Genomic DNA, 19,554 nt, shown 5'->3' on the forward strand with positions numbered 1-19,554 from the left:
TGGCGTAAAAAAGCCATTCTGTTGCCCATGTGTTACTGCAATGTGATTTGGAATTGCCCGTTGGGGCGGGCAGCACTGTGTGTGCCCATGATGAAAGGCTCGTTATGCGGCACTTGAGTAAAATGCGGCTTCTTGGCAGCGTGGCCTGCCTCGCTCTGGTTTCGTTCACGCTGGCGGCACCTGTTATGGCACAGGAAAGCCCACTGACCATTGAAACCCCGGATGCGCCGCCCGCCACCAGCGCGAATACGACGCCGTTTGACCCGTTGAAGGTCAACAGTTTTTCGGGTGCGTTTCTGGCGGCCCGCACGGCGGATGTGGACCGGGATTTTGACACCGCGACGGCCCTCTACAAGATCGCGCTTCAGTTTGATGCAGACAATATCGACGTCAAGCAACGGCTGATGATCACGCAGTTGATGAACGGGCATTTTGGCGAAGGTGCCAAGCTGGCCGAGGAATTGAAGTCTGACCAGTCGGTTGAACGTATCACGACCGTCGTTCGGGCCGTCAACGCCATTCGCGATGAAAAGTATTCGCAGGCGCAGAAGATTCTGAATTACAAGGGTCCGAACGATCTGGACCGGCTGATGAACGGCCTGTTGCAGGCGTGGGCGCGCTATGGGCAAGGAAGCCCCAAGGATGCGCTGGCCATGCTGCGCAAGATGAAGGGGCCGGACTGGTTCGCGATCTTCAAGAATTACCATGCCGGTGCGATTGCTGCGGCGTCCGGCGATGTGACGACAGCCCGTGCGCGGTTGAACGATGCCGTGCTGGACCGTGAAGGGGCCGGTGCGGCACCCGATACCTTCATGCGTGCCGTGGTGGCGCTGGCCCGTCTGGAAGCGACAGCAGGCAACAAACAGAAGGCGCTGGATGCCATTTCCGTTGGTGATACGCTCGTCAACAATTATGCGCCGCTGAAAGCGCTGCGCCAGAGCATCGAAAAGGGTGAGAAGCAGGAACAGCAGGTCCGCAATGCATCGCAGGGTGCCGCCGCCGTGCTGTTTTCCATCGGCGGCGCGTTGAACCGCGACGGCGCGGAAGACATTGTGTCGCTGTATCTGCAATCGGCCCGCTCGCTTGACCCTGACAGTGCCGACGCACTGGTGATGCTGGGCGGCATTGCCGAAAACTCGAAGAACCCGGAAAAAGCCATAGAGCTCTACCGAAGCGTACCGGAAAACTCGCCGATGCGGCGTATTTCCGAGCTGCAGCTGGGTCTGGTGCTGGCCTCCACCGGCAAGGTGGAAGAGGCCAAGCAGCACCTGAAAGCGCTGATTGACTCCGACCCCAAGGATATCCGCACCTATCTCGCCTATGGCAGCGTGTTGTCCGACGCCAAGGACTACAAGGAAATGGGCGAGGTCTTTGATCGCGCTGTCGAGCAGATCGGCCCCATGCCTTCGCGCAATGACTGGACGGTGTTCTTCCAGCGCGGCATAGCCTATGAGCGCCAGAAGAAATGGGAACAGGCAGAGCCGAACTTCCGCAAGGCGCTGGAACTGAACCCGGATCAACCCGCCGTTCTCAATTATCTCGGCTATTCCTGGGTGGATATGAACATGAACCTCGATGAGGGCATGAACATGATCCGCAAGGCTGTGGAGCTGCGCCCGGACGATGGCTATATCGTCGATTCGCTCGGCTGGGCCTATTACCGCATCCACGAGTTCGACAAGGCCGTAACGGAACTGGAACGCGCCTCGGAGTTGAAGGCTGGCGACCCAACCATCAACGACCATCTGGGCGATGCCTATTGGCGCGTTGGACGCAAGCTGGAAGCCAACTTCCAGTGGAACCGCACGCTGGGCCTGAAGCCCGAAGAGGCGGAGATTCCGAAGATAAAGGACAAGATCGCCAACGGCCTGCCACCTCTGGAAGACAAAGCGCCAACCGCTGCTGATGCCAAAACACCTGCACCGGTAAAGCCTGCCGAAGGTAGTCCGGACAAAAAGTCCTGAGGGACGGATGCGGGGCGGCACGACTCGATTGATGTGTGAAACGGGCTCTGCGCCACGACGTGGCGTGGGGTGTTCCTACGGGTCACGGAATATCCGGCTTGACGTATCGCAATTCTGTCGCCTGCTTCCTCATCCTCCCTCATTTCTGTGCTCGTCACCGAAATTTATATCCAGCGGCGGCTTTCCCTGTGTCGGTGGATCCCGGTGACAAGCACAGGGATGAGGATAGAGAGTGTGGGAGTCAAAGGCGGTAGCGACACACTATCTGGCAAGGCTACGCGCTTATGCGTGGCACGGGTTTTGGTTCACTTGGAAAGTGCGAACGTGCACAAGACCCGGCATTGCCTTCTTCTTCCGTATTCAACGCCCACATACCTGGAGCATAATCCGACCGGAGCGAAGCAAGGATCAATAAGATTATGCTTTCAATATAAAAAGTTAGAGCACCGTTCTGATTCAATCAGAACGAAAAGCGCTCTAACCTCCCCGCCCTCATTCCTGTGCTTGTCACAGGAATCCATATCTATCGGCAATGTGTGTGGTCAAAGCCCCTGCCTGAGTCATGCCTTATGAAGAATACTGCGCGTACCGGCCCGTCTTTCAGTCGTGACGCTGCCCGTCACACCCTCACCCTGTTCGCGCCTGCAAAAATTAACCTGTCACTGCACGTCACCGGCCAACGTGCCGATGGTTATCACCTGCTGGACAGTATCGTGGTGTTTGCCGACAACGCGGGCGACCGTATTTCCGCCTCTCTTGAAAACACGGATCAATTCACGCTGTCGGGACCGTTCGCTGAGGGTCTGGAGGTGGACGCCGGGAACCTCGTACTCAAAGCAAGAGACACGCTTCGGTCAGCGCTCAACGCGCGAGACCTCCCCTGCCCGCCTGTTCACATCCATCTGGAGAAAAACCTGCCAATTGCATCCGGCATTGGCGGCGGCTCGGCGGATGCGGCAGCAACGCTGAAGGTGCTGACAAGCTTGTGGAACTCTGGTTTACCTGATCCCCAGCTTGCGCTGTCGCTTGGGGCCGATGTGCCCATGTGCCTCATCAGTCAGCCATTGCTGGCACGCGGCATCGGTGAGGATGTGCAGCTGATCAAAGAATTTCCCGCCGTGTCGCTGGTTCTCGTCAATCCGATGAAATCCGTCTCCACGCCTGCGATCTTCACAGCGCTGACCAACAAGACCAATCCACCCATCGGCAGCGACCTGTCGGACTGGCTTAAGGCACTGCACAGCCAGCGCAATGATCTGCAACCCCCGGCAGAGATATGTGTGCCCGAAATCGCAACTGCCTGCGCGGCGCTTATGGACTTTGGCGCGCAGCTTGCCCGCATGTCCGGTTCCGGGGCCACCTGTTTTGGTATTTTCCCGTCCATCCACGCCGCCCGGAAGGCAGAAAGCCAACTGGTGGATCGATATCCGCAGTGGTACGTTACCGCCACAACAACGGGAGCGAGCTTTGACCATATCCACCAAGCCTGAACCGACAGAAAGACCCTTCATCCCCCTCGGCATTGCCGTATTGACGGTTTCCGACACGAGGACGCTTGCCGATGACCGGTCCGGCGACGTGCTCGTTAGCCGGTTGACCGAGGCAGGACACACGCTTGCGGCCCGCGCCATTATCGGCGATGACGCAACGGACATTGCGCGTCAGGTGCAAGTCTGGTCCTTGGATGAAACGGTGGACGTTATCATCACCACCGGCGGCACGGGTTTTACCGGGCGCGACGTGACCCCGGAGGCCATCGAGCCGCTGTTCGACAAGCGTATGGACGGCTTTTCCGCCGTTTTTCACCGTATTTCCTACGATAAGATTGGCACATCCACCATTCAGTCTCGCGCCACCGCGGGGCTCAGCAACTCCACCTTCATCTTCGTGCTGCCCGGCTCCCCCGGCGCCTGCAAAGATGCGTGGGACGGTATTTTGGGCCAACAGCTCGACTACCGCCACCAGCCCTGCAATTTCGTGGAAATTATGCCGCGTCTGGATGAGCATTTGAAGCGCTGAAAACGGTTATCGGCGGGCTACCCACGCCGGTATCAGTTCGGCACGAAGCCTGCTGGCAGAGACCTTTCGAGACATGGGCTCAAGACCGGTCATTCCGTCTGCCAGTTTCAAAGCCAGAGACTTCGGAATGAGAACACCCTTTTCCAGCGGTGAACGACGGCGGCCGAGGCGTTTCAACAGGGACTGCCGGTACTGTCTGGCAGGGGAAAAAACCGCCGGCTTCTGGTGAAGGGCAACATACTCACCCACCTCGCCGATCCAGCCGTTCGCCGGGCGCGCACCCGGCTCCAGCAGCATCAACCACTCCCCACGCGCACGCCGTATTACGTCGGCCAAGACCCAGGCGGAATGCAGGCTGCATCCGGCGGCATCGGCCACCTGCGCCGTGCCGTCCTGCGAACCATGATCCAGAAGAATAACGTCGCTTACCAGCCCCTGAACCGCTCCGGAAACCAGCACGGACAAAGTCTGCGCCAGTTCACTCTCATGATTGTGGGTTTCCATTAAAACGGTGAGCATAGCCATGCTTACCCCATCCCCCCAAAAATTGCCAGTAAACGCGGAACGGATTTCGTTCTTGACCTGTTCCATGTTTTGTTATAGGAACATAACAAGAATAGATGCGGGAAAAGCCATGAACGATCTGTCCCATACCTCCAATGCATTTGCGCCGTCGAACTCGGCAGAACTGGCCAATGCGGTCATTTCAGCCAAGGGCCTGCGGATCGAGATTGACCGGCGGCGTGGTCGTGGAGCTGGACTTAACCCCTCCGGTCGGTTTGAGCCGCAAAGCCGCGAGGGCTTTGACGACGGTTGGGAAACGCTGGAAGACCTGCCGCCGTTCAAGACGACGGTGCAGGTGGAAAAGCCGCGCACGGCCATTACCCGCAACGACTCGCCCGATATTTCCTTTGACCGCTCGATCAATCCGTATCGGGGCTGCGAACACGGCTGCATCTATTGTTTTGCTCGTCCGACCCATGCATTCATGGGCTTGTCGGCGGGGCTGGATTTCGAAGCAAAGCTTTTTGCCAAGCCCGATGCGCCGAAACTGCTGGAACGCGAACTGGCAAAATCCGGTTACAAACCACGCACCATCGCGATTGGCACCAATACCGACCCCTATCAGCCGATCGAGAAAGAATGGCGCGTGATGCGTCAAATCCTCGAAGTGCTGAAAGCGGCCGACCATCCGGTGGTGATCGTGACAAAATCGGCTATGGTCATGCGCGATATCGATTTGCTCGCGCCCATGGCTGAAAAGGGACTGGCGAAGGTGGCCATGTCAATCACGACGCTGGACCGCAAGCTGGCACGATCCATGGAGCCACGTGCGTCAACGCCCTCCAAACGGCTGGAAGCGATTCGCGCCTTGTCGGATGCTGGCATCACCGTTGGTGTCATGGTCGCGCCAGTGATACCCGCGCTGAACGACCACGAAATTGAGCGGATCCTGGATTCCTCCAAAGCAGCCGGCGCGAGTGAAGCGGGCTATGTGTTGCTGCGTCTTCCGCTGGAGGTCAGCCCGCTGTTTCGTGACTGGCTGCTGCGCAATTATCCCGACCGGTATCGCCATGTGATGTCGCTGATCCGCTCTATGCGGGGTGGCAAGGATTACGATGCGGAATTCGGCAAGCGCATGAAAGGGGCCGGACCCTATGCGTGGCAGATTGGTCGCCGGTTCGAAATGGCCGCCAAGCGGCTGGAGCTTAATCTGACCCGCCGGCAATTGCGTTCGGACCTGTTCGTGCCACCGCTGGGCACCGGCGTTCAGCTCTCCCTGCTTTGATATTTGCTTTAAGACTTGCGGGCGAAGCTTGCGATGTGCGACTCTGACCGCATGTTGAACCGTGTTGCGCCTGATTCCCTGTTGTTTCCCGATTTACCGGAAGGTCCCGATTTGCGGCTGGAAGGGGAAGCACGGCGCAACGGCCATACGATTGTCGCGGGTACGGACGAGGCCGGGCGTGGTCCCCTGGCGGGGCCTGTCGTAGCCGCTGCCGTTGTCCTGGATCTTGAGCGTATTCCGGACGGACTGAACGACAGCAAACTGTTGACGGCGGAGCGGCGGGAAGAACTGTTTGCTATGATCATGGCGACGTCGACCGTCTCCATCGCCTCATCGGGCCCGAAACGGATCGACTCCATCAATATTTTGCAAGCCAGTCTGGACGCCATGCGCCGCGCGGTCGATGGACTGCCGACACGACCGGACTGCGTGTTGATTGACGGTCGGGATGTACCGCGGGGTCTGTCTTGCTACGGCAAGGCCGTCATCAAAGGCGACTCGCGTTCCCTGTCCATCGCGGCTGCCTCCATCATCGCCAAAGTCGTGCGCGACCGAATGATGACAAGGGCAGACCTCGTCTACCCCAATTACGGTTTTGCATCCCATGCGGGTTACGCAACACCGCGTCACCGCACTGCGATTGGAGCACACGGCCCCTGCACGCTCCACCGCATGAGCTTTCGGCCATTGCGTCAGGATTAGAGCATTTCCAGTCAGAGTGCGTAGCGGTTTGTTTGGACGCTGCGCAGACAAAGAGTTGTGACGCCTAACGCGCGTCGCGTTTAATGGAACTCATGCGCCGCACTGTGAACATCTATGTTTACGCATGTCTTTTTAACAAAACCTGCGCCCACTTGTGGAAGACATGCTCTAATACCGACATAGAAAAAGGCCGGATTGCTCCGGCCTTTCAAGTCATTCCAAACAAGCAACGATCAAAGCTTCTTGTTCTGACGCATTAACCGGACATAAAAGCGATTCCGCTTTTACTGGAAATGCTCTAGTTCAGTCGTGTCTTCACATCGCCAATGGCCTGAGCGAACAAAGCTGATTGCGTGGCAGTGTCGTTGCGGGTCGCAATGACTTTTTCGGCGGCGGAAATCGCCAGATCTACGGCGGCCGCGCGAACGGCCTGAACGGCTTCGGCTTCGGCCTGTGCAATCTTCTGCTCGGTGATCAGCGTCCGGCGCGCCACATATTCCTCGGTCTTCTGCTTGGCTTCGGCGGTCAGCATGGCTGCCTCGCGCTCGGCAGCAGCGACGATGGACGCGGCTTCGCTTTCGGCATCCTTGCGCTTGCGCTGGTACTCGGTCAGAAGCTGCTGGGCTTCCTCGCGCAGGCGCTTGGCTTCGGCAAGCTCATTGCTGATTTTGTTGGCGCGTTCATCAAGACCTTTCGCCATCATGCCCGGCACCTTGAGGTACGCGATCAAAACGAAGAAGAGAATGAGGCCGACAAAGGCAAAGAAAGTCGCATCAAAATGCATGAACGTGCTCCTTACTTTCCGTTGCCGCTTGCGCGGATTGCATCGGCCACTTCAGCAGGCGAAGCGGATGTGCCGGTCAGGCGTTCGATAACAGCCGCGGCTGTATCTTCGGCAATGGTACCAACCTCGGCCAGCGCGCGGGTCTTGATTTCGCCAATCCGAACCTCGGCGGCAGCAATTTTCTCATTGATCCCCGCATCCAGAGCCGCGCGGTCCGCGTCAGCCTTGGCCTTGGCGCTGTCGCGCGCCGTGGCGGCGATGGCATGACCCTTGGACTTGGCGGCGGCCAGTTCCTGCTCGTAGGATGCAATGGCGGCGTCCGCATCACCCTTCAGGCGTGCAGCTTCGTCCAGATCTTTTGCGATACGACCGTGACGGGTCTCAAGGATAGCGCCGATCCGTGGCACGATAACCTTGGACATCAACAGGTAGAAAACCGCGAATGTAATAACCAGCCACAACAGCTGGGATGCAAATGTCGACTGATCGAACGGCGGAAACACGCCACGTTCAGTGCCATGCGCCACGCCCGTTTCCGTATTGACCGCGTCGCCATTAACGGCAGCGTCGTGGGCCGGAACTTCAGCGTTTTCAGTCGTGGTGGCCTGGGCAAATGCCGGGGTCACAAACATGCTCACCTCCATAGGGCGCACTCAAGCAAAGGGGCGCACTCAAACGGTAAGGGTCACGGCTTCGAACAAGCCATGACCCGAGTCTCCAGAACAGATTGCCGCCGGGGCGACCCTCCGCTCTCGCCAGATTAAACGGCGAACAAGAGAAGAAGAGCGATGAGCAGCGAGAAGATGCCCAAAGCTTCAGTGACGGCGAAGCCGAATACCAGACGGCCGAACTGGCTGTCAGCGGCAGACGGGTTGCGCAGCGCGCCCGAGAGGTAGCTGCCGAAGATGTTGCCGAGTGCCAGAGCAACGCCAGCCATGCCGAGGCAAGCCAGACCTGCGCCGATGAACTTGGCTGCCTGCGCGTAGTATACTGCTGCTACTGCTACGTCCGCTTCCATGGGTTATCTCCTTTAAATGGTTATGCGGCTGAAAACAGCGGCCGGAGCCGCCATTAAGGGGTAGATATCAGTGCCCCGGATGTACGGCGTCGTTCAGATACATGCATGTCAAAACGGCAAACACGTAAGCCTGAAGAAACGCCACCAGAAACTCGAGACCGGTCATGGCCACCGTCATCAGAAGGGGCAGAACGGAACCGATTGTTCCAACGGTGCCCAGAGCACTCATTGAACCGACGAAACCCGCAAACACTTTCAGCGTGATGTGTCCGGCCAGAAGGTTGGCGAACAAACGGATCGACAGGCTGATGGGGCGGGAAAGGAATGAAACGATTTCAATCGGCACCACAATGAACAGCACCGGAACCGGCACGCCCGACGGGACGAACAGCTTGAAGAAGCCAAGACCGTGCTTGTAGAAACCGTAGACAACGACCGTACCGATGACCAGCATGGCCAACGCGAAGGTCACGATAATCTGGCTGGTGATGGTGAAGAAATACGGCACCATGCCCAAGAGGTTCGCCGTCAGAATGAACATGAACAGCGAGAAAACGAACGGGAAGAACTTCATGCCGTGACTGCCGGCGCCTTCGCGCAGCATCGAGGCAATAAATTCGTAGGACATTTCCGAGACGGACTGCATACGGCCAGGCACAACGCCGCGACGCGTCGTCGTCAGATACAGGAAAGCCGTTGCGACAGCGACGGTTGCCACCATGAACAGCGAGGAATTGGTGAAGGAGAAATCAATGCCGCCGATTTCAATCGGCACAATCTTGTTGACCAGGAACTGATGGGTCGGATCGTTTGCCACCGCTACTCTCTCTCATTTTGCCCGCCACCCGGCGGAAGCTTAACCAACCCCGCCACAGGGCGGTATTTCACAACGCCGAGACGCATTTAAACGTCGTCGCCGCTCTTCGTCCTGACCTTGTCCACACCCTCGGCAGACGGCGGACCAGCCACCATTCCCGCAGAGCGCATGACATTCAATACGCCAGCACAAAAACCGATGAGCAACAGAACAATCATGCCCCAAGGCCCAGTGCCAGCAAAATAGTCCAAAAGATAGCCTAGAAATGCACCAACGATGATTGCGGCGACAAATTCACTGGAAAGTCGCATGGCAACCGCATAGCCCTTGCGGTTTTCTGCGGCCTGCGCCTCCAGCTTGTCATCCTCAACACCGTTTTTGCGGCGCGATGCGAGTTCCGCATCCAGCCGCTTCATCCGCTGTTCCAGACTTTCTTTCCGGTCATCCGCCATGACGCTCTCCCCCGATCATGCCTCCCGCGTGCACAAATTGCGCAAGACGGACACACAAACGGCCAGTTTCGACGCCACGCTATGGCCCGTTTTGAAGTCGGCGCACCATAGTTTTAGGTGTTCATATAGTCAAGGCGTTGCAGGAGATTGTCTCCAGACATTATTTTGAATAGATTCAACGACTTGTAACATTTTTGTCGAGATTGTTCGGCAACCGCGCCGCAAAACGGCAAAAGCACCGGGATCAACCGGCGCTTAATGCCTGTTTTCAAGCGGCCTCAGCTCCAGCCGCCGCCATAGGTGCGGTAGAAGACGTGCAGGCCGATCTGGGCCATCTTCTTCATCGTCGGCGCCCAGTTGGGTTTGACGTAGGTGGCATGATAGTGCGTGGCGGAGCCCACTTCCGGGAGCCAGATTTTTCCAGCGGTGACCGCCATGGCCACATCCTGCGCAATCTTCCAGTTGGGGCGTGACCAGACGATATCGGGAATGCGATCGCAGGTGAACGAGAACTGGCAGCGATTGTACCAATCCTTGTTCTGATACACGACGCCGCAGATCGACTTGGGATAGGTCGGATTGCGAACGCGATTGAGGATGACCTGCGCCACGGCGGCCTGCCCTTTCACCGATTCGCCGCGTGCTTCAAAATAGATGCCCGAGGTCAGACACTTCTGCTCTTCGGGCGAAAAGACGCCAGCAGGCAGCGGCGTGGCGGCCCAGGCGTGATCTTCGGCACTGATTTCCGGCACGAAGCGGCCATCGTTCTTGGCCTGCGGCACCAGGATAGAATCAAACGGCGAATCGCGCGCATAGTCCGGCTCAGGCGGTGCATAGGCCGTGGCCAGAATATCGGGCGTGCGATTGGTCACGAGGCTTGCCAGCATAGGCGATACGGCGGCATCAACCTTCGGTTCTTTCTTTTTGTAAAATGCCGTCGCGATTGTCAGTTCCTTGCCCGCGAGCTTGGGCTTGGCAAATGCGGTACGCTGGCTCTCTGCAAAGCTTGGCTTCAGCAAAGAGCTTTGCCGCTGCAGAACGGAGCCGGCGCTAAAATCCTTAGGGGGCTGCACCGGGGCAACCGACATGATTCGGCCCTTTTTCAGGGAGCGGGTCACACGGTCTTCGTCTGGCAGCTTTTCGGCCTGCCGGAACTTCGGGGATACGGCCACGCGGGTGCCATCCGGCAGCACGATGCTGGGGCCGGCATCGACGGAGCCGGTGGTGACCGGATCGGAAAACACGATTTGCGCTTGTTCGACAGTGCCGGTCGGCGTTTGCGTCATATAGGTACGCCAGCGCTCCCCACCCCGATTGATGCCAGCCAGAAAGGTGGCAAGGTCGGAATGACCGACGGCGGAGGGAAGCCCCATCAACAGCGCCAGCGCCAACAACGCGCTTTTACGGCTGAATGGAGAGGCAACAGCCTTGCGACGCACCTGAACCGTTTTACGCACCACGGACTCCACAATCGGACGCAGAAAGACTGGCTTCCGCGTGAGTCATTCACAGGAATACGGTCGTTCCTTCACATTTTTCAGGAATGCGGTGTCCACGACTGGCGTGTTTGCGAACCGCTCCAACGGGTGTGATAATGATGCATTAACCTTGATGCTTGGTTAACGCTAAAAGCCGGGCTGTAAAAAACCCGGCTTTGTTTGGAACCATTTTGGAAAGTGATCTGACGGGACCGCTATCGTCGAAATCTTAGATGATGACGTGAGACCCCAGTTCTACCACACGATTGGCTGGCAGACGGAAGTAGTCGGATGGGTCTGTCGCGGCGTTGGCGAGGCCGATGAACAGGCGATCCTGCCACTGCGGCATGCCGGAGCGGGCATCCGGCACCAGCTTTCGCCGTCCGAGATAGAACGAGGTCGACATGATATCGAACTTCAAGCCGGTTTTGCGGAATAGCCCAAGGGCATGGGAGACGTTTTGCGTTTCCATGAAGCCGAATTTCAACTCGAGCTTGCTGAACCGATCCGAGACCTTCTCAACCTTGCAGCGCTCGGCTGGCGCAACCTTCGGCGTGTTGGCCGTGCGGATGGTCAGAATGAAATTCTGAGCATGAAGAACATGGTTGTGCTTGAGGTTGTGCAACAGCGCCGCCGGGGTGGATTCCGGATCGCTGGTCAAGAAAATCGCCGTGCCGGGCACCTGCACAGGGCCGTGCTCGCTCTTCTTCTCGATGGATTTGATGAAGGAGGCGAGCGGAATATCGGTATGGCGGGTTTTGGCATGAAGAATGGCCGTGCCCCGTTTCCAGGTCCACATAATGATGATGAATGTGGCCGCAATCAGCACCGGCACGTATCCGCCATCATGAATTTTCAACAGGTTTGCGCCAAGGAAAATCAGTTCCAGCACAAACAGTGGCAGCAACACGGCGATAGCCAGTGGCAGAGGCCAGCGCCAGCGGCTGCGCACGAAGGCAAAGGCCAGCACGGTCGTCACCACCATGGCCCCGGTTACCGAGATGCCGTAGGCGGTTGCGAGCGATTCCGACGAGTTGAAGATGAAGACGAGCGTGATGACGCCAAACATGAGAATGGTGTTAACCGCAGGCAGATAAATCTGGCCGGTGTGAATTTCGGATGTATGGAAAATTTCCATGCGCGGCAGGAAGCCCAAATGGATGGCCTGTCGCGTCAACGAGAACGCGCCGGTAATCACCGCCTGGCTGGCAATGATGGTTGCAGCCGTCGCCAGAATGACCACGGGCAGCAAGGCCCATTGCGGAAACATCAGGAAGAACGGATTGGACATCGATTCCGGATGGCGCAGAATAAACGCCCCCTGCCCCAGATAATTGAACGTTAGCGCCGGAAACACGAGACAGAACCACGCCCACTGAATGGGACGGCGGCCGAAATGGCCAAGATCGGCATAGAGAGCTTCTGCCCCGGTCACCGTCAGGAACACCGCGCCCAGAACGATGATGCCGATGAAGCCTTCATTGATCATGAAGATAATAGCGTAATAGGGGTTGAAGGCCAGCAGGATGCCGAAATCATCACTGATATGGTACAGGCCAATGCCACCCATGACGAGAAACCACAGCGCCGTGATGGGCCCGAAAAAGTTGGATACGGCGGCGGTGCCCTTGGATTGCACCGCAAACATGGCGACCAGAATGACCACGGCAATGGGAACCACATAGTTTTCCATGGCGGGCTGCACCAGCACAAGGCCCTCAACGGCTGACAGAACCGACAGAGCAGGCGTGATCATGGCGTCGCCCAGAAACAGGGCGGCCCCGGCCACGCCCATGAAGAACAGAATGACTGTGTGGCCTTTGCCATGCTTCATCAACAGCGCGAGCAGCGACAGCGTGCCGCCTTCGCCGCCGTTGTCGGCGCGCAGCAGAAACAGAACGTATTTCAGCGTCACGATGATGGTTAGCGCCCAGATCATCAGCGAGATCAGGCCGATGACTTCATAGCGGGTTACGCCATCATGGGCGATGGGACGCAGCGCCTCGCGAAAGGCGTAAAGCGGGCTGGTGCCGATATCGCCGTAGACGACACCGATGGAACCAACCACTAGGATCAGAAAGTTCCGCAGGCCAGTGTTGGCAGCAGAGGGATCGTGCTCAACGGAGTGAGACATGGGTGTGAACAAGCGATAAGGCACAGTGCCTCAGAGCCAGCCTTTCCAGCGAAAAAAGAAAAAGGGAATGATGCCCGAAATGACCATCAACGCCAGCGAGGCGGGATAGCCATAGGTCCAGTTCAGCTCCGGCATGTTTTGAAAGTTCATGCCATAAATGGAAGCGACCAGCGTCGGCGGCAGAAAGACGACCGACGCAATCGAGAAAATCTTGATGATGGCGTTCTGCTCGACATTGATCAGGCCGAGCGACGCATCCAGCAGAAAGGTAATATTGCCGGAAATGAACGAGGCATGCTCCGACAGCGACTGGATATCGCGCGAGATCGTGCGGCACAGTTCGCGCAGGTCCTTGTCTTCCTGTACCGACGGAACGGTATAGAGATAGGTGAGCACCCGCGAGAGCGACATGAGGCTATCGCGGGTCTTGTTGACGAGCCGGTGGTGGCTGGCCACGTCCATCAACCGTTCTTCAAGGTAACGGGGCGGGCGACGGCGGACGCGGGACTTATCCCCGAACACCTGCTGCGATAGTGCATCGATTTCCAGAACGCCCTGCTCGAGAATTTCTGCGGTCCTGTCCACAATCGTCTCGAACAAGCGACCGAGCAACTTGGGGCCGCTCTGGCAGCTATCGGGCGCGCGGTGCATGGCCGCACGAAACAGGTCAAAGGATTTTGGCGTGGTGTAGCGAATGGTGACAAGCCGGTTTGCCGCCAGAATGAAGGCGACATCGGTCAGTTCAGGCGAATCGCTGTTGGCACGCAGCACCAGCGATGCGGTCATGAAAACGGCACCGTCTTCGCTGTAGAGGCGGCTCGACGGCTCGATATCCTTCAGATCGTCACGGGTGGGAACCTCAAAGCCGAGATACCGCTCGACCAGCAATTCCTCTTCCCGCGTGGGGCTAAGCAAGTCCAGCCAGACGATCTCGTCGCCCAAAGTCGGCGCGGCATCGACAACGGACAAGGATTGTACCTCACCGCTCCGCGTTGTGAGCGTGATCATGGCGCGGTGGACCAGATGTCAAAGGGGGATAGACGCCGGTGCATAACAAGGTTTCCGTCGGCAACGACAAAATCCTAACTCCGTCATGGGCAGGAGAGCCGAATCTCCGACCAGAGGGCGAACAGTTGGGCACGGGCCAGCCAAGACGCTGTCTCATGTGCGATGCGGCATATGGCTTATTGCGTCCGTGAAATCAAGGGGCCATATTCTGGGGCAGCTTCGCAACACGTCAAACAGCGTGTCCTATTCGAACACGATTTGCGGCGGAGCACGGTTTGTGGGCGCTCCCTCACCTTCGATCTGGCTCCAGACCTTGTGAGCGATATCGCGGTAAACGAGGGTTTGCGGGCTGTTCGGGTCTGCGATCACAATCGGCGTACCGGCGTCCGACAGGGCACGAATGTCCATGGTCAGCGGCACTTCACCCAGAAATGGCACTCCGATTCGCTCTGCCTCGCGGCGCGCGCCGCCATGCCCGAAAATATCGTAGCGATTGCCGGTATCAGGCGCGATGAAGTAGCTCATGTTCTCGACGATCCCTAGAACAGGAACCTCAACCTTGCGGAACATCGTCAGCCCCTTGCGCGCGTCGATCAGGGCCAGATCCTGCGGGGTAGAAACAATGACCGCGCCAGACAGCGGCACTTGCTGGGCCATGGTCAGTTGCGCGTCACCCGTGCCGGGCGGCATGTCCACCACCAGCACGTCAAGCCGGCCCCAGGCAACCTCCCGCAGCATCTGCATCAGTGCCGATTGCACCATGGGGCCGCGCCAGATCATGGCGGCCTCCTCGTCCACCAGAAAGCCCATGGACATGACTTTCAGTCCATAGTTCTCCATGGGCTTGATGATTCGGCCTTCCAGTTGCTCTGGTCGCCCCGACAATTTAAGGAGGCGCGGCATGGAGGGGCCGTAGATATCGGCATCCAGAATACCAACGGATAGTCCATTGGCGTGAAGCGCGAGTGCAAGGTTGACCGACGTCGTGGATTTACCGACCCCGCCCTTGCCGGATGCGACGGCCACAATATGCTTGATACCGGGCACGCCGGGTTTGCCTTGCGCGGGTGTTGCGCGCACGTTCGCCGCGCCGCTGCCTGTCGCTTGCGGGCCTTGTCGGGAAGCGGGGGGGCTTGCGGGCGTTCTGGGGGGCGTTCTGGCGGGCGCGCCGGAAGCGCTGCCCTTTTTATCGGCCGTAAGGGCGACCATGGCCCCGCGCATACCGGGCACCGAGGTTGCAGCCCGCTCGGCGGCGCTGCGCATACCATCCAGCTCGCGTGCGCGTTCTGCAGGCACGGTGATCGAAAAATAGGCCTTGCCGTCCGAGATGAACACATCCGACACAAGGCCGAGCGCAACGATATTGCTGCTTCCGTCTGGCCCCTGCACGGTCTTGAGCGCGTCCAGAATCTGGTCTTTTGTTACGTCCGGCATGGTTCCGCCTGTCTGCTACTGCATAATTCCTTAGACCGGAATCGATTTAAGGATAAAATCATGCAGCATTTTAAAGTGCTACAGCAACCTTTGCGCGTCATGTATGACGCGCGGCGCTGTAGGGCATAACGCGTTGGCTTGCTGCTTCATCTAATCCTTTCAATAGTGGACGCGGCACGAAAAAGCCACCGCATCCGGTCGTCCTGTTGTTACAGGATCTTTTGGATACGGTGGCTTGGGTCGCAACCTTCTAGGGCGCTGATTATTTTTCGCTCAAGGTCCCCTCTGGACCGCTGTATTCCATGCAGGAAGCGTGCCAGTTTTCACCTCTGACATTTACTAGGCAATATAACCCTTCTTCATGGCAATCACGACGGCCTGTGTCCGGTTCACCGCATCGAGCTTGCGCGTGGCCTGATTGAGGTAGTGATTGACCGTATGCTCCGACAGACCAATAATTCCGGATATATCAGAACTGGTCTTGCCCGCTGCCGTCCAGCTCAGGCATTCAATTTCCCGCTCCGTCAGATTGTTGCGATTTTTCTTGCCCAAGGACTCGATGTCGGCGAGCCGGTTGAAGACATGGATGGAAATCATCTGAAGCTCGGCGATTTCAGCCATGGGAATATCGGCGCGTGGCCCGGACCAGATCACGGCACCGCGCCCACCGGCCGCGTTGTGAACGGGAATAAAATAATACTCGCTGACACCTGCGGCACGAATGGCCTTGGCAAGCTCGTGCATCCCTTCCGGGTGTCCGGCCTCGGCTTCCCAATCGCTGATCGTGTGCCGAAACGGCACGGTCGTTTCCTTCAGGCGGCGAATACTGGCGCTACTCGATATCAAGCCCAGTTCATCGTAGCGCGTCAAAAGTTCGGTCGGCCAGTTGGATACGACAGAACCGTCCGACAGCTTCTCGGCCTCGTTGATAGGAAGCGCGTAGACCATAAACAGCTGAAAGCCGAAAAAAGCCGACACCCGCCGCATATAGCGTACAATATCGAATTGGGTTTGGAGACCGGGGATCTCTGCGACAAGATCAGCACACATAGCAGAATGATCAGCGGGATCCACATTTGGAATTTCGTTGAATAAATTCATAAAGCCTCTGGCATAACAGACCGGTGACAGCACCCCTCCGGTCGGATTCGATCAAGGCGGGCACAATACAGCCACTACCAAAATGAGCATTTTTGTATCAAAAATAAAGAAAGCAATTACAGACAGAAAACTCAATCGTCACAATGAACACATTGAGGCCACTTTACGCCCTCTGATGACAAATTCAAGTTGCATAGAAACTTTATTTGTCTGTCCTTATTCAGATATGAATATAGAAGCGATGTTTCAGCAAGACTGCGGCTGAAACAGCCTCATGTACTGATAAAACCTGCCCGCAAGGCCTTTGCCACAGCGTGTACCCGGTTGACCGCGTCGAGTTTTCGCGTGGCCCGGTTGAGGTAATGGTTGACGGTATACTCGGACAGGTTGAGAATCGACGCCATTTCGGTGCTGGTTTTGCCCGCTGCCGCCCAGTGAAGACATTCCGTTTCGCGGCGTGACAGGCTTCCTGCCTCCATCCGATGTGTTTTGCGAATCTCGCACAACTCATTGAACAGAAAATGCGCAATGCTGTTCAACTGCATCAGCTCTTCGTTGGTCACATCGTCCCGGTCGCCGCCAAACGAGATGGCACCGCGCTCCCCATTGCTGGCGTGAACGGGAAAAAACGCGCCCCGTTGCACAGCCATGTCCCGGAAGAGACCCATGGCCACGGGATAGGTGCCATCGCGTCGCTTGCGGTTTTCCATCTGGGTTGTGTAACGAAATGGAAGGGCGCTGCGGCGCAGACGATCCAGAATGGCACTGGAGCGAACCAGACCGCCATCATCATAGGCCTTTACGGCCTCGTCCGGCCAGCTGGTCAGCATAATGTTGGAGCCCAGATCGCGAAAACCTTGCGCCGGCATCGACAACACCATGTAATGGCGAAAATTGAAGTCCTGCCGTATCGTGTCCAGAGCCGTTGCGACATCATCTTCGCTCGACAGCGCAGACGAAAACAGCGACGGATCCGGTAGCGAACCCTGCGTCATCAATTTAATAAAACTCAACATCGTCACCTTCCAGCCGTACCCAGCTTTACCGTTGACAGTCGGGGGCAAGACCCTGCCCGTTCATTCCGACGAAATTTGATATTCGCAGAAAAACCACAAAAATCCATGGTAAAGCAAACTTTATTTTATGGCTTTCTCTTTTTGCAATGATCGATAAACGCCGTACAACAGCATCAAGTTTCATGCGCCTAAACTTATTTAGAGGTTTTTTTTGGGCTTCTCCATCTGCCTGCTTGACGTTATCTGGAACCGGGTTACCTAATCTCCTGTTATTAAACGCATAAAAGGCGGGCAATCATTGGAAATCGTTGAGTTTTCGGGAAAAATACTGTGTCAGTCCCATCTCCATCTTGGTGAGGGGCCAACATACGACCCTCATACAGGCACAGCATACTGGTTTGATATTTTAAACCGGGAACTGCACGAACTCCACGTGTCGAGTAGCCGAAAAACAGTGCACACCTTGCCGGTCATGGGCAGTGTGCTGGCACGGATCGACGTTGCGCGGCAGTTGCTTGTCGCGGACACCGGTCTGTTCGTGCGGGATGTGGCGAGCGGCGAACTTACGATGCTGGTGGCTGTGGAAGATAACCCTTCCAACCGCAGCAACGACGGACGCGTGCATCCAAGCGGTGCCCTTTGGACCAGCACCATGGGCCGAAACGGGGAGAAAGGCGTTGGCGCGATCTATCATGTTGCGGGCACAACCGTCACCAAGCTTGTCGGGGACCTGACGACGCCCAATGCCATCTGTTTTTCGCCCGATGGTTCCGCTGGCTTTTATGTTGATACGGGCGTGAACAAGATCATGCGTGTGCCGCTCGATTCCGCCACCGGCTTGCCGGTGGGCGAAGCAACCGTGTTCAGCGACCAGAGCGAAGCGGAGGGTGGCGTTGACGGTGCCATATCCGATCTTGATGGAAACCTGTGGAGTGCACGCTGGGGGGAAGGCGCAATCGACCGTTACAGCCCCGATGGCACCCATGTGGCCCGCTACACTCTTCCCGCCAGCCAGGGCTCCTGCCCCGCCTTTTTCGGCGAATCGGCGGACCGCATATTTGTGACGTCGGCGTGGGAAGGTATGACGGATGAAGACCGGCGACACGATCCGGCCGCCGGTCAGACCTTCGATCTCGGCATTACCGTCAGAGGTAAATTCGAACCCGCCTTCAAATTGTAACTTGGGAACATCGCCGGATATCTCGCGTTGGGCTAGCTAACAGGCGCAGTGCAGGCTGCGCCTTCTCTGGAAACAGCAATCGAGGTATTCCCATGATCTACAGTTTCATCCGACTTTTCACCGCAGGCGTTTTTGTTGCTGGCGTAGCAACAGCACCTTTCGCCATGGCGCAGGAAGCCCCGATCGATACCACCGCCCCCGTGCCTCCGGCATCGACGGCAGAGGCTCCGATGCCGTATCTCACCGTGCAGGGCCAAAACCAGATTTCGGCCAGCACCTATCTTGGACAAACCGTCTACAATTCGGCCAATGAAAGTATAGGCACCATCGACGATCTGATCATCACCCGCGATGGCGGTGTGGATGCAGCCATCATTGGGGTCGGCGGTTTTCTGGGCCTCGGACAAAAGAACGTCGCAGTGCCGTTTGAAAACATCACTGTATCCCAGCAGCCGGAAACCAACGATTTTCGACTGACGACGACCGAAACGGCAAATTCTCTGAGAGCCGCGCCGGAGTTCAAGACTTTGCGCGATCAGGCCAAGGGCGACAACAGCAGCGGTGGAGCCATTACCAATGCGCCGACAGCGGAGGCACCGCCTTCCGACACCACACGAGCCGAAGCAGGTACGAAACCTTGATCTCATAGGACCATCGG

19 protein-coding genes are annotated in these 19,554 nt (G+C 57.4%); 7 read left to right on the forward strand and 12 right to left on the reverse strand.

The window, feature by feature from the left end; translation table 11 throughout:
* The first annotated feature begins 104 nt into the window (after nucleotides 1-104).
* The 3 genes from IFT84_RS02085 (at nucleotide 105) to moaB (ending at nucleotide 3,983) form a co-directional block, all read left to right on the forward strand.
* A complete protein-coding gene (locus IFT84_RS02085; RefSeq protein ID WP_192116979.1) occupies nucleotides 105-1,964 on the forward strand; it encodes a tetratricopeptide repeat protein in 1,860 nt (619 codons plus the stop codon).
* 569 nt (nucleotides 1,965-2,533) lie between these two features.
* Nucleotides 2,534-3,454 carry a 4-(cytidine 5'-diphospho)-2-C-methyl-D-erythritol kinase gene (locus tag IFT84_RS02090; protein WP_192116980.1) on the forward strand — a complete coding sequence of 307 codons (921 nt, stop codon included), beginning with the start codon at nucleotides 2,534-2,536 and terminating at the stop codon, nucleotides 3,452-3,454.
* Nucleotides 3,432-3,983, forward strand: coding sequence for a molybdenum cofactor biosynthesis protein B (moaB, locus tag IFT84_RS02095; protein ID WP_197975410.1), 552 nt, complete (start codon nucleotides 3,432-3,434; stop codon nucleotides 3,981-3,983). Before IFT84_RS02090 ends, moaB begins: the two co-directional genes overlap by 23 nt.
* 6 nt (nucleotides 3,984-3,989) lie before the next feature.
* Here moaB and IFT84_RS02100 read toward each other — a convergent pair whose 3' ends face one another.
* Nucleotides 3,990-4,502 carry a glycosyl transferase gene (locus tag IFT84_RS02100; RefSeq protein ID WP_192117559.1) on the reverse strand — a complete coding sequence of 171 codons (513 nt, stop codon included), beginning with the start codon at nucleotides 4,500-4,502 and terminating at the stop codon, nucleotides 3,990-3,992.
* Nucleotides 4,503-4,617: 115 nt separating this feature from the next.
* Here IFT84_RS02100 and IFT84_RS02105 point away from each other — a divergent pair, with 115 nt between their 5' ends.
* Nucleotides 4,618-5,772: a PA0069 family radical SAM protein gene (locus IFT84_RS02105; protein ID WP_192116981.1), complete on the forward strand. Its 1,155-nt coding sequence runs from the start codon at nucleotides 4,618-4,620 to the stop codon at nucleotides 5,770-5,772.
* 51 nt (nucleotides 5,773-5,823) lie between these two features.
* Nucleotides 5,824-6,474, forward strand: a complete 651-nt coding sequence (locus tag IFT84_RS02110) for a ribonuclease HII (protein ID WP_192117560.1) — start codon at nucleotides 5,824-5,826, stop codon at nucleotides 6,472-6,474.
* 298 nt (nucleotides 6,475-6,772) lie between these two features.
* On the opposite strand, the gene IFT84_RS02115 is transcribed toward IFT84_RS02110, so the two are convergent.
* The 11 genes from IFT84_RS02115 to IFT84_RS02165 form a co-directional block, all read right to left on the reverse strand.
* Nucleotides 6,773-7,258 (reverse strand): F0F1 ATP synthase subunit B, encoded by a 486-nt coding sequence (locus tag IFT84_RS02115; protein ID WP_192116982.1) that lies wholly within the window; start codon nucleotides 7,256-7,258, stop codon nucleotides 6,773-6,775.
* 11 nt (nucleotides 7,259-7,269) lie between these two features.
* Nucleotides 7,270-7,890 carry a F0F1 ATP synthase subunit B gene (locus IFT84_RS02120; protein ID WP_192116983.1) on the reverse strand — a complete coding sequence of 207 codons (621 nt, stop codon included), beginning with the start codon at nucleotides 7,888-7,890 and terminating at the stop codon, nucleotides 7,270-7,272.
* 128 nt (nucleotides 7,891-8,018) lie between these two features.
* On the reverse strand, nucleotides 8,019-8,276 hold the full coding sequence (locus IFT84_RS02125) for a F0F1 ATP synthase subunit C (RefSeq protein ID WP_192116984.1): 258 nt from the start codon (nucleotides 8,274-8,276) through the stop codon (nucleotides 8,019-8,021).
* 67 nt (nucleotides 8,277-8,343) lie between these two features.
* Nucleotides 8,344-9,093: a F0F1 ATP synthase subunit A gene (locus tag IFT84_RS02130; RefSeq protein ID WP_192116985.1), complete on the reverse strand. Its 750-nt coding sequence runs from the start codon at nucleotides 9,091-9,093 to the stop codon at nucleotides 8,344-8,346.
* An 86-nt stretch (nucleotides 9,094-9,179) separates the two neighbouring features.
* The gene (locus IFT84_RS02135) at nucleotides 9,180-9,545 is read right to left on the reverse strand and encodes an AtpZ/AtpI family protein (protein ID WP_192116986.1); all 366 of its coding nucleotides are present in this window, start codon (nucleotides 9,543-9,545) and stop codon (nucleotides 9,180-9,182) included.
* A 278-nt stretch (nucleotides 9,546-9,823) separates the two neighbouring features.
* On the reverse strand, nucleotides 9,824-10,918 hold the full coding sequence (locus tag IFT84_RS02140; RefSeq protein ID WP_192117561.1) for a cell wall hydrolase: 1,095 nt from the start codon (nucleotides 10,916-10,918) through the stop codon (nucleotides 9,824-9,826).
* A gap of 334 nt (nucleotides 10,919-11,252) precedes the next feature.
* Nucleotides 11,253-13,157 carry a potassium transporter Kup gene (locus tag IFT84_RS02145; RefSeq protein ID WP_192116987.1) on the reverse strand — a complete coding sequence of 635 codons (1,905 nt, stop codon included), beginning with the start codon at nucleotides 13,155-13,157 and terminating at the stop codon, nucleotides 11,253-11,255.
* Between the two features lie 30 nt (nucleotides 13,158-13,187).
* The gene (gene corA / locus IFT84_RS02150) at nucleotides 13,188-14,165 is read right to left on the reverse strand and encodes a magnesium/cobalt transporter CorA (protein ID WP_192116988.1); all 978 of its coding nucleotides are present in this window, start codon (nucleotides 14,163-14,165) and stop codon (nucleotides 13,188-13,190) included.
* A gap of 243 nt (nucleotides 14,166-14,408) precedes the next feature.
* The gene (locus IFT84_RS02155) at nucleotides 14,409-15,599 is read right to left on the reverse strand and encodes an Mrp/NBP35 family ATP-binding protein (protein ID WP_192116989.1); all 1,191 of its coding nucleotides are present in this window, start codon (nucleotides 15,597-15,599) and stop codon (nucleotides 14,409-14,411) included.
* 339 nt (nucleotides 15,600-15,938) lie between these two features.
* A complete protein-coding gene (locus tag IFT84_RS02160) occupies nucleotides 15,939-16,700 on the reverse strand; it encodes a helix-turn-helix transcriptional regulator (RefSeq protein WP_192116990.1) in 762 nt (253 codons plus the stop codon).
* A gap of 272 nt (nucleotides 16,701-16,972) precedes the next feature.
* Entirely contained in the window at nucleotides 16,973-17,716 is a 744-nt protein-coding gene (locus tag IFT84_RS02165) for a helix-turn-helix transcriptional regulator (protein WP_192116991.1), read from the reverse strand.
* 298 nt (nucleotides 17,717-18,014) lie between these two features.
* On the opposite strand from IFT84_RS02165, the gene IFT84_RS02170 reads away from it, so the two are divergent.
* Both IFT84_RS02170 and IFT84_RS02175 read left to right on the forward strand, forming a co-directional pair.
* Entirely contained in the window at nucleotides 18,015-18,896 is an 882-nt protein-coding gene (locus IFT84_RS02170) for an SMP-30/gluconolactonase/LRE family protein (protein WP_192116992.1), read from the forward strand.
* Nucleotides 18,897-18,988: 92 nt separating this feature from the next.
* Nucleotides 18,989-19,537, forward strand: a complete 549-nt coding sequence (locus tag IFT84_RS02175) for a PRC-barrel domain-containing protein (RefSeq protein WP_192116993.1) — start codon at nucleotides 18,989-18,991, stop codon at nucleotides 19,535-19,537.
* The last annotated feature ends 17 nt before the right edge of the window (nucleotides 19,538-19,554 follow it).

Source organism: Rhizobium sp. CFBP 8762 (assembly GCF_014841565.1).
Taxonomy (GTDB): Bacteria; Pseudomonadota; Alphaproteobacteria; order Rhizobiales; family Rhizobiaceae; genus CFBP-8762.